The sequence below is a fragment of the Lacticaseibacillus daqingensis genome (assembly GCF_003946115.1).
Taxonomy (GTDB): Bacteria; Bacillota; Bacilli; order Lactobacillales; family Lactobacillaceae; genus Lacticaseibacillus; species Lacticaseibacillus daqingensis.
The window spans coordinates 427,660-441,826 of sequence record NZ_RHOH01000001.1; the positions used below are offsets into that span (position 1 = coordinate 427,660).

Sequence of the window (14,167 nt, forward strand, 5' to 3'; positions counted from 1 at the left end):
GTTAATGAGTTGATGGAGGTAGTTCTAAAAATCCTTTTTATTCAATTATTGTTGGTTGCAACTAACATCCCCCTGTTCTTTTCGCTTGCGTTTGTGAGGCTAACAGCAGGGACACTTCTGGTGTTTGTGGCGCTTTCAGTTGGTGTTTTCCCAACATTGACCAGCATCTTCACGCTCCTGAGAGTGATGAAGAAAAGCGACACAGTGAAAGATTGGCTGCATATTTTTGGACAGTACTATGCGCGTGATTGGAAAAAAGCATGGAGTTTAGCTGTTAGTGGAACGGTACTACTGTTGGTTTTGACGTATGACTTTCTGTACGTGAACGCCCTTCACATTTCTTCAGTCTTCTTGTATGCCACGGCCATTGCGATTGTCATTCTGATTGGGCTGATGATGCTGTCGTCATACGTGCTGTCATTGTATGACCTGACACTGCGTAGTATTGTCTGGGATTCAGTCTACCTGTTTATTGGACATATTCCACGAATGGCGCTGATTGTGGCAGTGAACTTGGGAATCATTGCGTTGACAAAGGGGACTAACTGGCCGATTTTGCAGTTGACCTTTGTCGGTATTGACGTATTTTTTTCCTACTACCTATTAAAACCGCTGACGCATCAGAAATTTGTGGATGAGAAAGGGAGTGTGACGCATGATTAGAATTAACGTAAGTGGCGACTGTGAAGTTCTTCTTGGTAATTTGGACTTTCTTGCTGAACTCGGATTTGAAAATACTGCAGATGGAGCACCACTTGTTTTCCGCCGAACTGAGCATGGAGAGCTACGGATTGAACGTGATGAAAAAAGTTTGATTGAGTATAGCAACTCCGCCCATGTGATTCGCGCTCTTCTTGAATGGTCAAAACTAACAGTTGGCGAAACCAAACACATACCAGTAAATTTTGAACGAATCGGACCGATGCTTGATGTGTCACGAGATGCCGTAATGACACCAGACGCATTAAGGAACTTTTTACGCCGGCAGGCACGTCTGGGACTCGACACCTGCATGCTGTACATGGAAGATGTTTACGAAGTACCGGAGTATCCATACTTTGGCTATATGCGTGGGCGATACTCCATATCGGAATTACAAGCGCTGGATAACTATGCCGCAGGCCTTGGAATTGAACTGATACCGGCGATTCAGACGTTGGCGCATCTTTTATTGCCACTTAAATGGGGATTCGCTAAGAATATTAAAGATACGGATAATATTCTGCTGGTTGACGAAGAAGAGACTTATAAATTCATTGATCACCTGCTCGCTTCGATTGCTAAATCTTTCCACGGCCGAAAGATTCATATCGGCATGGATGAGGCGTGGACGCTGGGGTCAGGGAACTACTTACGGCGCAATGGATACCATACACAATTTGAGATTATGACTCGTCACTTAAGGCGTGTCCTCGCGCTAACCGACAAGTACAACTTTAAGCCAATGATTTGGAGTGATATGTTTTTCCGTGCGAACTCTGACACTGCTGACTATTATGATGAGAAGGTTGAATTCACGCAGGAAATGGTTGATCAAGTCCCGGATGTTGAGTTGACATATTGGGATTACTATCATCACGATACTAAGGACTATGAGCGGCTTTTGGTGCAACATCAGAAACTGTCAGATCGCATCTCCTTTGCGGGCGGTGTCTGGACCTGGAACGGATTGGCACCGAATTATGGGAAAACTCTTGCCACGACCGTTGCGGGACTTGAAGCTTGCAAGAAATATAGAATCACGGACATTTATGCGACGCTCTGGGGTGATGATGGACAAGAAACCTCGATTGATACAGCGTGGTATGGTTTAGCTCTGTTTGCACATTATCAGTTTAGCGATAATCCGACACTTGAGGGAGCAGCCAAAGATTTGTCTGATTTGCTGGGTGAGAATGCTGGAGATTACATAATTCTTTCTCAGTTTGACGAAATCCCGAATATTACCCCGGGGAATCCTGGTGCGGCCAGTCCAAGTAAGGCGTTGCTTTATCAAGATTTAATGATGCCGATGTTTGACGAAAATTTTAGAGGTATCGATCTTGTTACACACTATGGCCAACTGGCGGAAAAACTGCGCAAAACCGACAACGTTTCATTGATGTATCAGTTTTATATCAGACTAGCTGATTTTCTGACGAAAAAAATTCCTTTGAGTGGTGAGATTCGGCGCGCCTATGAGGCTCACGATACAGTTGCGATGGCCAGACAGATTGGCAAAATTCAAGAACTGATTGAGATGATTACTGATCTTAAAGTGAGTCATTGGCAACTATGGCGAAAGAACTACCGGTCCTTTGGCTGGGAAGTTCTTGACATTCGTTATGGGGCTTTGCGAAGTCGATACGAAACCACGATCTCTGTTCTTGATGAATGGATTGCAACTCTTTCTCGCACGATTGACACCCTAGACGAGAAGTTGTTGCCATACGATAACGGAATGGCGTTTGGAGATGATGTTGTCGCCAATGCCTATTTTGGCAAAATCATCACGCCAAGTGAACTATCAGGGGTTTAAGCGGGTAAGTGAGCATGAAGCTAAAGTATCTAGGAACAGGGGCAGCTGAACGTATCCCAGCACTTTTTTGTGATTGTGATGTATGCAAGAGCGCCCGTCTTTTAGGTGGTCGAGATATTCGCACACAACATCAATGCGTTTTGGGCGATGGAGATCTAATAATCGATTTTCCGGGGGACAGCTATCATCACATGTTGGAATATGATCTTTCATATAATAATTATCACGAGTTGCTGATCACACATTGGCACTCCGATCACTTCTATGGTGAGGACTTGGCCTATCGTATGGGTGGCTATGCCCAGGGACTATCCGACAAGTTGAATGTTTATGGAAATGCGTTTGTCTATGGCTTCTACGAACGGGCCTTTGCGTTAGAAGGAAGGCACGACAACGGCAGCCTTGACTATCACCTGCTCCATGCACACGTAAAGGCTAGTGTTGGCCGTTATGATGTATATCCGATTCCTGCGCAACATGGCCTGTTTCACGAGGATTGCTTCATTTTTGCAATTGCAGACCACCATACGGGCGAGAGTCTGCTGTATACACATGACACGGGGATGCTACCGGATCAGGAGTTTGAGTACCTGGACAGTATTGGTCTGGTATATGACCTTGTGTCATTGGATTGTACAGGTCAATGTAATCGTGATGGCGGTGCGGCACATATGTCATTATCCCAAAACGTGGTATTCGTCCAAAAGCTACGTAAACTGGGCTTGATTACAGGGCAGACCAAGCTAGTTGCGAGCCATTTTTCGCATAATGGTAATCTCACTTATCAGCAGATGGCTGAAGCGTCAGAAGAGTTTGGCATCATGACGGCGTATGATGGCTTGGAAATCGAAGTGCAGAGGCGAGTGAAATGAATATTAAGGTAGCAACGTTTAACCTTGCGGCGGGAGAGCATCCTGACTGCTCAGCAATAAATCGGCTATGTGTTGAAAGCGGAATTCAAATTCTCGGAGCGCAGGAGCTAGATCGCTTTAGTAGGCGTTTACCATTTGATATGCCCGCACTCGTTGCCGGCAGTAAATATCGAGTTGCATATGCGCCGGTGATGCCGCTGATGGGGGGCGAGTATGGCATTGCTTTGCTTGCTGATCAACAGCTCGAAGCACCATCCGTCTATCCGTACACCGTGTTCGGCGAGGAGCCAAGGGTGTTTCAGCATGCGAATTATGATAATGGAAGAGTGCGACTTTCTGTCTATAATACGCACCTTTCTTTTGAAACTATGGCGATCCGCCAGCAACAGGCCCGTGAGCTATTAACTGCTATTAGAGAAGACTCGGCGGCTAACATTGTTGTGTTTGGCGATTTTAATATGGATCAGTCGCATGATGAGTGGCAGGTATTTAACAAGAGCCTAACGCGGCTTAATGGTGGTGATGGCCAGTGGTTCAATAGCTTCGTAGGACGCGATGAAGCTATGAAAGTCTATGAAATTGACAATATTATGGTGTCTAGTAACATTCGTGTTGTTTCGCGGGAACTCGTTCCGACGCTATTATCTGATCACCGAATGTTCGCAGCAGAACTGGAAGTCCCGGAATACTAATACCGATAATGTTATCGGCGGAACACGATTTGGTCGCAGGTATGAGCGGCCATTTTTTGTTTGATGGGAGGAATAATAGTGAAGTTTGAAGTGAGAGACGCGTTCTTAGTAGATGGAGCGCCGACAAAGTTAATTTCTGGTGCCGTTCACTATTTTCGAATTGCCCCCTGCAAATGGTACCAAAGTCTGGCTAATCTCAAGGCAATGGGCGGAAACACGGTTGAGACGTATATCCCGTGGAATTTTCATGAGCCCAAGCGGAGTGTTTTTGACTTTAGTGGGTGGCACGACCTCAATCGATTCTTAATAGAAGCTGAGGAACTGGGCTTGATGGTTATTATTCGGCCTTCGCCCTACATTTGCGCAGAATGGGAATTCGGCGGGTTGCCAGCGTGGTTATTGCGGCGGCCAGTTCGTATTCGCACCACTGATATCAATTACATGGAAGCAGTGACAGCATATTATCAGCATCTGATGCCAATACTGGTGCCACACCAGGTAACACAAGGGGGTGGGGTCATCATGATGCAAGTTGAAAATGAGTATGGGTCTTATGGATCAGACCAGAAATATATCAAGGCGCTGACTAATCTGATGAGAGCGCAGGGCGTTGACGTACCGCTGTTCACGGCAGATGGTGGCTGGCAGGCAGCACTTGAAGCTGGTGGTGCGCCAGACCTGGGACTGATTCCAACGGTGAATTTTGGAAGTGAACCGGACCTTAACTTTGACGCATTGCAGACCTTTCATCGACGAAATCGACTTCGCTATCCACTGATGTGTATGGAGTTCTGGGACGGATGGTTCAATCAGTGGGGTAATTCCGTGATTCGACGCAGCCCTAAGGAAACCTTGGCCACCGTGAAGGCAGTCTTATCACGAGGTAGCATCAACTTCTATATGTTTCATGGTGGCACTAATTTTGGGTTCATGAACGGGGCAAATGACTCAACGGAAGATGGATACCAACCACAGGTCACTTCCTACGACTATGATGGCTTATTGACAGAGCAAGGTAACCCCACCCTAAAGTATCAAGTAATCAGAGACTACTTAGAAGAACAACTTCATAGGGAGCTTCCACAGCCGATTGTGTCTCAAGCTAGGGATTATGGGGTGCTTCGGCCAAAGCAGCGAACTAGTCTGTTTGCCAACTTGAACAACTTAACAGCTCCCCGGGTTTCTAATAGTCCGCTGACAATGACTGAGTTGGATCAAGATTATGGATGTGTTGTGTACCAACGGAGGGAACCTTTGGAGGAAAATACAGCACACTTTCAACTCATTGATACAGCGGATCGAGCCCAAGTCTTTCTTGATGGTACAAGAATCGCGATTAGAACACGTGCTAATATGGAAGATAGCTTTTTCTCGAGTGAATCTGTTGTGGGTAGACGTTTGACAGTTCTGGTGGAGAACACCGGACGAACGAATTACGGTCCGCGTATGGGCCAAGTTTATCAGTCTAAGGGTATGCGAGGTGGTATTAGGCAAAATCTAGCGTTTTTGTATGATTGGAATCAATATGTGCTTGATTTTAGGGATATTAGCAAACTAGATTATGACTTGCCTGAGGTCCCGGGGACACCAACTGTTACTAAGTTTGAGTTGTTTATTGATCAGCCGCAGGAAACCTTCATTAATATGACCAAGTGGGGGCGTGGTATTGTTTTGATAAATGGCCTTAACCTGGGCCGATTCTGGGATATTGGGCCGTATGTCACGCTATTTGCACCTGCCGACGTTTTTCAAATCGGTGTGAATCAGATCGAGGTGGTTCAGTTGGAAGGAAGGATGATTCAGAAGCTGCAGTTCTCGGAAAAGCCGGTGGAGATCTAACAAGCTACGATAATGTAGTGTGAGCGTCCCGCGATGTAGGGCCCGAGTAACCAATTGTTCGGTCAACTATTCAAAGATCCGCGGTCTCCTCTTGAGACTACGGATCTTTATTTCCACTAAAGTGTGTGCATACGTAATCCGTGTCACCTAGGTAGACGATGTGTCTAGAATGTGATGGGATTGAGTTCACCTTATATGCAAGAATGTATTGTGTGGCCCTTTTTAACTTGTTAAGTCACGTGGAATAGGTGCGCCCTTAAACAGACTAACCTCTTTTTGGCCGCCTCTGGTTGGTAATGCAACCATTGCGTAATGAAGGCTCTTGGCACCCTTAGCGATTTTCCTTTGGAGAGTCGCTAAGGGTGCCAAGAGCCTACGCCAACTTTATCTATACTATAATTACAGCAGGATGTTACAGGGCTTTTGCTCAAAGCAAGGTGATGAGATAAATTCGATCAAGTGCTCGCTTCTATCAGTAAGGAGGCATATGATAGGTCAGTACCAGTAAGCTTTTAGCTAATTGAGGTGCTGGCCATTGCTAGTAAAAACTTGTTTGAACCAGTTGAAGGATTTTTTCGGAATGCGTCGCAGATCTCGGACTTCTTGATTTGTACGGTTGACGTAGACGGCACCGTATCGCTTGTCCATGTTGCCGCTGGAACTTGGAATATCAATCAACCCCCAAGCTAAGTAACCAAGTACTTGGACGCCATCTTTAAAAATAGCGTCTTTCATAGATTGCAAATGCTGGCGATGATAGTCGATACGGTAGTCGTCCTGAATTTCCTCATCGGTATCTGGTTCGCGAATACCGAGACCATTCTCGATTGGGAACAGGGGCAGACCATAAGCGTTGTAGACTTTGGTGAGAATGTCGCGGAAGCCGATAGGGTCGACATTCCAGTGCCATTCATTAGATCTAGTATACGGGTTACGTACGTTGCCGAAGTCCAGGTAACGTAGGGGGCTAGTGTTAATAGGGACTAAACTGCTGTCGATTAAGTCGCTACGATAATAGGAGAAGGCGATGTAGTCACTGGTCAGTTGTGTAAAGGCAGCTTTGTCTTGTTCAGTTAAGTCTATATCGAGGCGGTTATTTTTCACGTAGGTCATCACTTCGTTGGAGTAGCGGCCACGAACGAATACATCCATTAGGTTTCGATTGGAAAATTCATCAATCTTGCGCGCATATTGGTTGTCAAGCGGGTTTGCCGTTGACGCATAGACTTCCTCATATGCAAGCATACCGCCAATCTTAGCTTTAGTGGTGTTGTGGAGATAGTTTGCAATTTGTGCGTGCGCACTCATTACGTGATTGGTGATGGTGAGAATTTCTTCGTCAGAAGTACCCCCTTCGAGGCAGCCGGCATAAATACGAGCATTACTTGTGGTATAGAGATTTTGCTCGTTGAACGTAATCCAGTACGGAACGATAGGAGCAAATTCGTCAACCATACGCTTGCCAAAGCGAACAAAGGCATCGACGACATGGCGGCTCAGAAATCCATTGTACTTCTGAGCCAAGGCCAGCGGCATATCGAAGTGATATAGGCAGATCATTGGTGTAATATCTCGATCTAGTAGCGCCTCGATCAGGTGTTGATAAAAAGCGATGCCTTCTGGGTTAAAGTTGCCGTCACCAGTGGGGCAGACGCGACTCCACCCAATTTGGAACCGATAGCAGGTGACGCCCATCTCGTGCATTAGGTCGAAGTCTTCTTCATAACGATGGTATTCGTCAATTGCGGTTGACCAGTCCATATTGCTTGGTCCAGCTGATCGTTGATCATAGATTGATGGTCCGCGACCGCCTAAGTTTTGACCACCTTCAGTTTGCATACTTGAAGTTGAGTTACCCCACAGAAAGGTCGTGGGAAGCTGATTGGTCATTGTGTTCCTCCTTAGGTGACATGGGTATTGGTAGGTGAGACAACGGCACTTCAGCGAACGTAAGCGCCGAAATGCCGAGGTTGGTGTAACAATCTATGGGATTTGGATAAACTTATTAGGGTGAAACTAACGAGATCGCCATCGTTGTAAGGCGTTCAGGGTAAACGTGTACAGTAAGATAAAGATTAAGCCGGCTAGAAATGACTGCCAACCGAATTGCCAGGCTCCAATAACGAGGACGGTAATATTAATTAGCTGAAGGCTAAATGAAACGCTGATATTTGGCCAGTGTTTGTTAACAATCAGAGCGAACACGTCAAGCCCAGCGGTTGAGGCGTGGTGGGAGATACAGAGGAAGTAACCTGCTCCAATTGCTAGACCGGCCAGGGGGAGAACCAGCCAAAGCGGGAGGTCAATGGCGGGTTGAAAGGTCTGTGCAACAGAAAACCAAATCATGTATGCAACGCTGGATACAATAGAGTTGAGAAAAGTGCGTGTGCCTAGCAGTAGTAAAGCTGCAAGCAGGCAGCTTAGTGTAATTGTGTTTGTCCAGAAGGTGGTAGACAACGGTGTAAGTCGGCCCATAATCATGCCACTGGCGGTAACGCCACCAGAGATAATGTTTGCCTTAACAAGGAGCCAAGAGTAGGCAAAGGCCGTGATGCCATTGCCTAGAGCGACCCATAAGATGTCGAGCGTCATTTCTTTATGTGAGTTTTTTTGTGTAATATTAGTCAAGCGTTGGCTCCTTGCTTTATGTCTAAGACGGACCGGATAACTTATAACGTATATAGGCTACCCTAAGTGACATATCAGGTATGCTTCATCAAGAATTAGAATTTTTCGTTGATGGTAGTGAAGTGGGATTAGCGAATGTAAAAGATTTAGTTCAGATGAGCTAAAGGGCTGCTTCTTCACTGTAGCCGTTGTAGTTTTTAGAAAAGGAAGTTTCCGGTAGACTGCGGTTAGTTACAAGCCAGGTAGTGCGTTCTTCACTGGATTGGAAGCCGTGCCAGTTACCCAAACCACCATGGTCGGTTGTGAGAATAATCAACCAGTCCTCTTTTTTATAGGACGGCCGGTTATAGATTGTTTGAAGGAGCTGGTAAGCAATTTCGTCAACATCTCGGAAGCCGTTGGTATAGCGATAATTCTTGTTGCCAAAGCCGGTAATGTGTCCGTTGGAATCTGCACCCTCAAGGGTACAGAAGACGATATCACGTTCCATATCGGATCCTTCAGTCAGCGCTTGTTTCATTGTGTTGTAGGTGTCCAAGTCGTCAGAACATTCAATATACTTCATCGGAATGTCTGGATTTTCTTCTAAGTAACTGATTTCATCAACATAGTTAACGTGGAAGTGATCTGGCCACGATGCTGTGAAGAGACTTTTTGATCCGTATTTTTCGGCTGCTCGTAACATGAAGGTCTTGACGTTAATGTTCTTGGACACTCCATTGTCGTTCATACCATGATCATTAGACCATTTCCCGGTTGTAATTGAGGCCCAACCTGGTGCAGTGCTGGTGTGTTGCTCGCTTGGGGTGCCTTTCAAGCCACCTGCATAGGATATGTAGAGCTCGGCGGAGTCTGCGAGTAGAGTACGAATGCCACTACATACGGAATCGGGGAAATGACCGCTAACGAAGCCACTTTGATCGTAAGGGTCCTCATTTGGGTGTGAGGCTAATAGGTTGACGAGAAGGTCTGCACGAGCGCCATCATAGCCAATGACAGCCACTTTTTTATTTTTTTCACCCGGTGTTGCCAAGAAGTTCATCACTTGATCGGAAACAACGGTCTGAGGAAGTGAAGTTTTAAGTGAGTTTTGCCAAAAGTGATAAGAATCGACTGCTGCAAGATATTGTGTGCCAGCAGAGTAGCTATCTTTATAGACTTCAATTTTTGATCGCAAAAGAAACCTCCTAGACTATTTATTGCGGATGTTGTATGCGCTTACGTTTGGAATTATAAGGAGTGTAGTTTCAAAAGTCTATGCGATTGAAAGAATGTCATATGAATTCGAAGATATTACCAGAACAAGTATTTTTATCAAACTCAAACTTATGGGACGTATAATTAATATCACTCTTAAACCTGGTGCACGTTCAGAAAGAAATCTGTTTAGAAACCTTCCGACTTTGGGAGAACCATCAAGAGAATTTTGGACAAGAGGAAATCGTCATCAGAGCGGGTATGTGCGTTGGTGCTAGGATTCATGCACTGTCCTCGCTAAGCGGATTCAGTACGACTGATACGTGCTAACTTTGCTTGCGCCGTGGGCCGCATTATGCGACACTAACCCCACTGACGAAAAAGGGGGTTGCGTGATGACAACGGATCATCTGGACGAACAATGGGACTTGTACGATGCCGCCCTTCAGGTGGTGGGCACGCAGCGGCGCGGGGATCCGATGCCGGCCGGCCGCTTCCACCTGACCGTGGCGGCGGTGCTGTTCGACGAAAACGGTCACGTCCTGCTTCAGCGGCGCAGTCGCGCTAAGCTGAACCACCCAGACGAGTGGGAGGTGTCTGCCGGCGGGTCCGCCTTGCGAGGGGAGGACGGCCTGGCCGCCATTCACCGCGAGGTGCAAGAGGAGCTCGGGCTGGCGCTGGCGTTCACCGCGGCTAATCGCTTCGCGCAGGTGTCGCACGCCACGTGGATCGAGCAATGGTTCGTGGCCACGGTGTCGACCGCCTTGCGCGCCACCGTTCACCGCCAAACCAGCGAGGTGCAGACAATTGAGTGGTTGCCGCTGGCGACGGCGCAGGCCCGCTTGCAGGCCCAGGGACATGCGGATTACGCGGCTCAGCTGGCGGCTGCGGCCGCGTGGCTGAAGTGATCCGACAAAACCAACGAGGCTGAGACAAAAAGCGGTTTTAGCCCAGAGCATAAGAGCGGCTCCCTGCAAAACCCGAACTTAGGTTTTGTAGGGAGCCGCTCTTATACGGCCTGCTCTGCTCGTTTGAACACAGTGAGTTACGAGCAGACATACGTTAGGAAAGGCGTCGCTTTTTGTTTCGTACTATCCCGGAATAGTTGTGATTCATTCTTGGACCGTTAATTATGTCTCAGACTCGTTGGTTTTTGGTGTGATCAAAGGTGTAGGAGGCTCAGTAGCAGCAGCGCGGTCCCGGTTTGCAACCCACCGACACCCAGCCCGTACAGCAGAAACTTGCGCCCCTGCTGCATGAACTTAGCGAAGTCCAGCCGCAAGCCGATGGCGGCCAGCGCGATGGTTTCGAACCAGCCGGAAACGCTGTGCGCCGCAGTGGCCAGCACGGCCGGCAGTGGCAGGAACGAGTTGGCGACGCACAGCAACAGGAAGCCGAGCACGTACCAGGGGATCGGCAGGCGGTGGTGGATCGGGGCGACTGACGCGGTGCCGCTGTGCTGGACCTTGCGGGTGAACAGGGTGACCACAACGACCAGCATGATGATGCGGGTGATCTTGAACAGCATGGCGTAGTTGACGGTGGCCTGGCTCAGCAGGCTGGCGCCGGCGACCACCTGGCCGACGGACTGCAGGGTGCCGCCGAGCAGGGCGCTTTTGGCCAGCAGGTTGTCGCCGAACACGGCGACGCCGAGGAAGGGCAGCGTCAGCATCATCACGGTGCCGAGCAGGTTGACAAGGGTGATGATCTCGCCTTTCTCCTCATCATCGGCGCCGATGGCCGGGGCGATGGCCCCGATCGCGCTGGACCCGCACACGGCGTTGCCCCCGGCCATCATCAGGCTGGCTTTTTCACCAAAGCCGAGGCGCCGGCCCAGCCAGTACGCGCCGGTGATCACCGCGGTCATCATCAGCAGGACGTACACGAGCCCGCGCCAGCCCATCTGGCCGATGGTCTGAAATGTGACGGTCAGCCCCAGCAGCACGACCGAGTACTCCAGCAGCCGGCTTTCGGCAAACTTGGTGCCCCGGTTGAGCCCCGGCGCCTTGGCGATGGTGTTGCCCAGCAGGATGCCCAGCAAAATGGCGAGCGTGGGCGCTCCGAGCTGCGGGAGCAGGCGCCCGAGGCCCTTGGCGAGCAGCGCAACGAGGAAGGCGAGGCCAAGCCCCGGGAGGCTGCGGCGAACCGCGTGGGTGTCAAAATTCATTGATCAGGCTCCTTCAAACAGAATAGTCTGAGTATACCGGAAGCCTGCAATCAATGGGATTGATTGCTATAATAATAGCGATTCGAAAACGTGATAATAAGGGGCTGTTCCACATGAAACACCTGGAGACATTCAAAATGGTCTACGAGACCCGCAGCTTCTCGCGCGCCGCCACGCTATTATTCATCGCCCAACCCACCGTGTCCGCGCAGATCAAGGCGCTGGAAACGGAGTTCGGTGTGACCTTGTTCGTGCGCAACGGCCGCGGGGCGCTAGGCGTGACGCCGGCGGCCACCCAGTTGTATGAGCAGGTGACCACGATGCTGGCGACGTGGGCCGAGCTGCACGCCACGCTGGACCAGACGCCAATGACGTCGCAGTGTCACATTGCGGCCTCCCACACGTTCGCCACTGCGCTGCTGCCCCAACTTTTGCCGCGGCTGTACCGCCAGTTCACGCACACGCGGTTTGTGGTCACCATGCAGAACTCGCAGGCTGTGGCGCAGGCGGTGCAGCGCCACGAGGCCGACCTCGGCGTGATCGAGAAGCCGCTGGCGGTCGGCGGCCTGACGCGAACGCCGCTGCAGGCCGACCAGCTGGTGCGCGTAGGAACGACGGGGCCGTGGCTGGTGCGCGAGCCCGACTCCGGGGTGGCGTATTACACCCGGCGGTATCTGGCCGAGCAAAACGAGCAGGGGCCGCAGCTCCTAGTGGCAAGCAATGCCATCATCGTGGCCTTGTTGCACCAAGGCTTTGGCCAGTCGATCGTGGCCAAGCGCACCGTGGTCGACCTGCCGTGTGAGGACCTCGGCCCACGGTACCGGCGGCAGTTTTTCCTGCTGACGCGGACCAACGATGCGGCGCACGCGACGCTTGCGCAGGCGGTCACCCGCTGGGCCACGGCCTAGTTGCTTGCCACGCCTGACCGAAGCTCGTATGCTTAAGGCAAAGGGGGCTGAATCATGAAACGACTCTTGAAGGGGCTCGCCGCACTTGTGGGCCTGCTTATCCTCGCGGTTGGCGGCTATGTCGCCTACCTATTCCTGAGCTATCACCGGTTGCCGGACGATCAGGCACTCAAGCCGGTGCACCACGCGGCCACGACCACGCTGGCGCCGAACACCACTTACACTGCCATGACCTACAACATCGGCTACGGGTCATACCCGCCGAGTTACAGCTTCTTCATGTCCGGCGGCAAGTACTCGCGGGCGTACAGCGCGGCCGCGGTGCGCGCGAGCCTGGCCGGGGTGGTCGCCACCACCGAACAGGTGGCGCCGGATGTGGCGTTTTATCAGGAAGTTGATGTGGCCAGCGACCGCGCGCGCCAGGTCAACGAGGTCAACCTGCTGGGGCAGGGATTGCCGCAGTACAGCCGCGTTTTTGGCCAAAACTATGACTCCGCGTACCTGTTTTACCCGTTCACTCGGCCGATCGGACGCGCGACCTCGGGCCTGATGACGCTGAGCCGCGCACAGGTGCTGAGCGCGCGGCGCTACCAGCTGGCGGTCGACTCGGATTACAACAAGCTGATGGACCTGGACCGCGCCTTCACCGTGACACGAACACCGGTGCAAAACGGCAAGCAGTTGGTGCTCGTCAACATCCACATGTCCGCCTTCACGCCGAACAAGGCCGTGCACGCCGCGCAGTTCAAGAAGCTGTTTGCGGCCATCGAAGCCGAGTACGCCAAGGGCAACTACGTGATGGTCGGCGGCGACTACAACCACCGGCTGCTGAAAAACGCGGCGCAGGTCTTCGACACCAAGGCGCAAAATGAAACCTGGACTCAGCCGTTTCCGTTCGCGGACCTGCCGGCCGGCTTCCACGTGCCGACCGCTGGCCTGGCCGCGGCCGCGGTGCCGTCCGCGCGTGAGCTGGACGCCCCGTACCGTAAGGGGAAGACCTTCGTGACCCTGATCGATGGCTTCATCCTGTCGCCGAACATCGAGGCCCACCAAGTCAAGGTGGTAGATACCGGCTTCACGTACTCCGACCATAACCCGGTGCGGTTGACGTTTAGTTTGAAGCCGTAACGCAAAAAAAGTCGCCAACTGGCGGCTTTTTGCGTGTTCATCCGGGCAGTGTGCTCAACACCGAGAGCCCGCGCTGAAAGTCTTCCCACGCGTACTGCGTGGCGACCTGAAACTCGCGCCAGTCGGCTGCCTGCGTCGCATTTTTCTACCCAAAGTCAACAGAAACATTGACGTGTAGCCATTTGTGTCGTTCTATTCTGGCATCGTCGTGGTTCCCT

The 14,167-nt window shown here is 50.6% G+C and carries 12 protein-coding genes; 8 read left to right on the forward strand and 4 right to left on the reverse strand.

Annotated elements, in window-relative coordinates; all coding sequences use genetic code 11:
• Positions 1-9: 9 nt before the first annotated feature.
• The 5 genes from EKM88_RS01705 to EKM88_RS01725 all read left to right on the forward strand — a co-directional run bounded on the left by EKM88_RS01705 (position 10) and on the right by EKM88_RS01725 (position 5,921).
• Positions 10-663 carry a hypothetical protein gene (locus tag EKM88_RS01705; protein ID WP_125702457.1) on the forward strand — a complete coding sequence of 218 codons (654 nt, stop codon included), beginning with the start codon at positions 10-12 and terminating at the stop codon, positions 661-663.
• Positions 656-2,518, forward strand: a complete 1,863-nt coding sequence (locus EKM88_RS01710) for a beta-N-acetylhexosaminidase (RefSeq protein ID WP_125702459.1) — start codon at positions 656-658, stop codon at positions 2,516-2,518. Before EKM88_RS01705 ends, EKM88_RS01710 begins: the two co-directional genes overlap by 8 nt.
• 14 nt (positions 2,519-2,532) lie before the next feature.
• The gene (locus EKM88_RS01715) at positions 2,533-3,390 is read left to right on the forward strand and encodes an MBL fold metallo-hydrolase (protein ID WP_125702461.1); all 858 of its coding nucleotides are present in this window, start codon (positions 2,533-2,535) and stop codon (positions 3,388-3,390) included.
• Positions 3,387-4,082: an endonuclease/exonuclease/phosphatase family protein gene (locus EKM88_RS01720; RefSeq protein ID WP_125702463.1), complete on the forward strand. Its 696-nt coding sequence runs from the start codon at positions 3,387-3,389 to the stop codon at positions 4,080-4,082. The genes EKM88_RS01715 and EKM88_RS01720 overlap by 4 nt, the downstream gene beginning before the upstream one ends.
• Positions 4,083-4,160: 78 nt before the next feature.
• Positions 4,161-5,921, forward strand: coding sequence for a glycoside hydrolase family 35 protein (locus EKM88_RS01725; RefSeq protein WP_164511967.1), 1,761 nt, complete (start codon positions 4,161-4,163; stop codon positions 5,919-5,921).
• 516 nt (positions 5,922-6,437) lie between these two features.
• Here EKM88_RS01725 and EKM88_RS01730 read toward each other — a convergent pair.
• The 3 genes from EKM88_RS01730 to EKM88_RS01740 form a co-directional block, all read right to left on the reverse strand.
• Complete coding sequence (locus EKM88_RS01730) at positions 6,438-7,811, reverse strand: glycoside hydrolase family 1 protein (RefSeq protein WP_125702467.1); 1,374 nt, start codon at positions 7,809-7,811, stop codon at positions 6,438-6,440.
• Between the two features lie 126 nt (positions 7,812-7,937).
• Positions 7,938-8,549 carry a YitT family protein gene (locus EKM88_RS01735; protein WP_125702469.1) on the reverse strand — a complete coding sequence of 204 codons (612 nt, stop codon included), beginning with the start codon at positions 8,547-8,549 and terminating at the stop codon, positions 7,938-7,940.
• A gap of 160 nt (positions 8,550-8,709) precedes the next feature.
• A complete protein-coding gene (locus EKM88_RS01740) occupies positions 8,710-9,726 on the reverse strand; it encodes an alkaline phosphatase family protein (protein WP_125702471.1) in 1,017 nt (338 codons plus the stop codon).
• 415 nt (positions 9,727-10,141) lie between these two features.
• On the opposite strand from EKM88_RS01740, the gene EKM88_RS01745 reads away from it, so the two are divergent.
• Positions 10,142-10,654, forward strand: a complete 513-nt coding sequence (locus tag EKM88_RS01745) for an NUDIX domain-containing protein (RefSeq protein WP_125702473.1) — start codon at positions 10,142-10,144, stop codon at positions 10,652-10,654.
• A gap of 254 nt (positions 10,655-10,908) precedes the next feature.
• Here EKM88_RS01745 and EKM88_RS01750 read toward each other — a convergent pair whose 3' ends face one another.
• The gene (locus EKM88_RS01750; protein WP_125702475.1) at positions 10,909-11,913 is read right to left on the reverse strand and encodes a YeiH family protein; all 1,005 of its coding nucleotides are present in this window, start codon (positions 11,911-11,913) and stop codon (positions 10,909-10,911) included.
• A 113-nt stretch (positions 11,914-12,026) separates the two neighbouring features.
• Between EKM88_RS01750 and EKM88_RS01755 the strand changes: the two genes are divergently transcribed.
• Both EKM88_RS01755 and EKM88_RS01760 read left to right on the forward strand, forming a co-directional pair.
• A complete protein-coding gene (locus EKM88_RS01755; protein WP_125702477.1) occupies positions 12,027-12,821 on the forward strand; it encodes a LysR family transcriptional regulator in 795 nt (264 codons plus the stop codon).
• A gap of 54 nt (positions 12,822-12,875) precedes the next feature.
• Positions 12,876-13,949, forward strand: coding sequence for an endonuclease/exonuclease/phosphatase family protein (locus EKM88_RS01760; protein ID WP_125702479.1), 1,074 nt, complete (start codon positions 12,876-12,878; stop codon positions 13,947-13,949).
• The last annotated feature ends 218 nt before the right edge of the window (positions 13,950-14,167 follow it).

Excerpts from the sequence above, each read along its gene's own strand:
- EKM88_RS01710 (WP_125702459.1), top strand. The coding sequence starts at position 656 with ATGATTAGAATTAACGTAAGTGGCGACTGTGAAGTTCTTCTTGGTAAT.
- EKM88_RS01715 (WP_125702461.1), top strand. The coding sequence starts at position 2,533 with ATGAAGCTAAAGTATCTAGGAACAGGGGCAGCTGAACGTATCCCAGCA.
- EKM88_RS01720 (WP_125702463.1), top strand. The coding sequence starts at position 3,387 with ATGAATATTAAGGTAGCAACGTTTAACCTTGCGGCGGGAGAGCATCCT.
- EKM88_RS01730 (WP_125702467.1), bottom strand. The coding sequence starts at position 7,811 with ATGACCAATCAGCTTCCCACGACCTTTCTGTGGGGTAACTCAACTTCA.
- EKM88_RS01745 (WP_125702473.1), top strand. The coding sequence starts at position 10,142 with ATGACAACGGATCATCTGGACGAACAATGGGACTTGTACGATGCCGCC.
- EKM88_RS01750 (WP_125702475.1), bottom strand. The coding sequence starts at position 11,913 with ATGAATTTTGACACCCACGCGGTTCGCCGCAGCCTCCCGGGGCTTGGC.
- EKM88_RS01755 (WP_125702477.1), top strand. The coding sequence starts at position 12,027 with ATGAAACACCTGGAGACATTCAAAATGGTCTACGAGACCCGCAGCTTC.
- EKM88_RS01760 (WP_125702479.1), top strand. The coding sequence starts at position 12,876 with ATGAAACGACTCTTGAAGGGGCTCGCCGCACTTGTGGGCCTGCTTATC.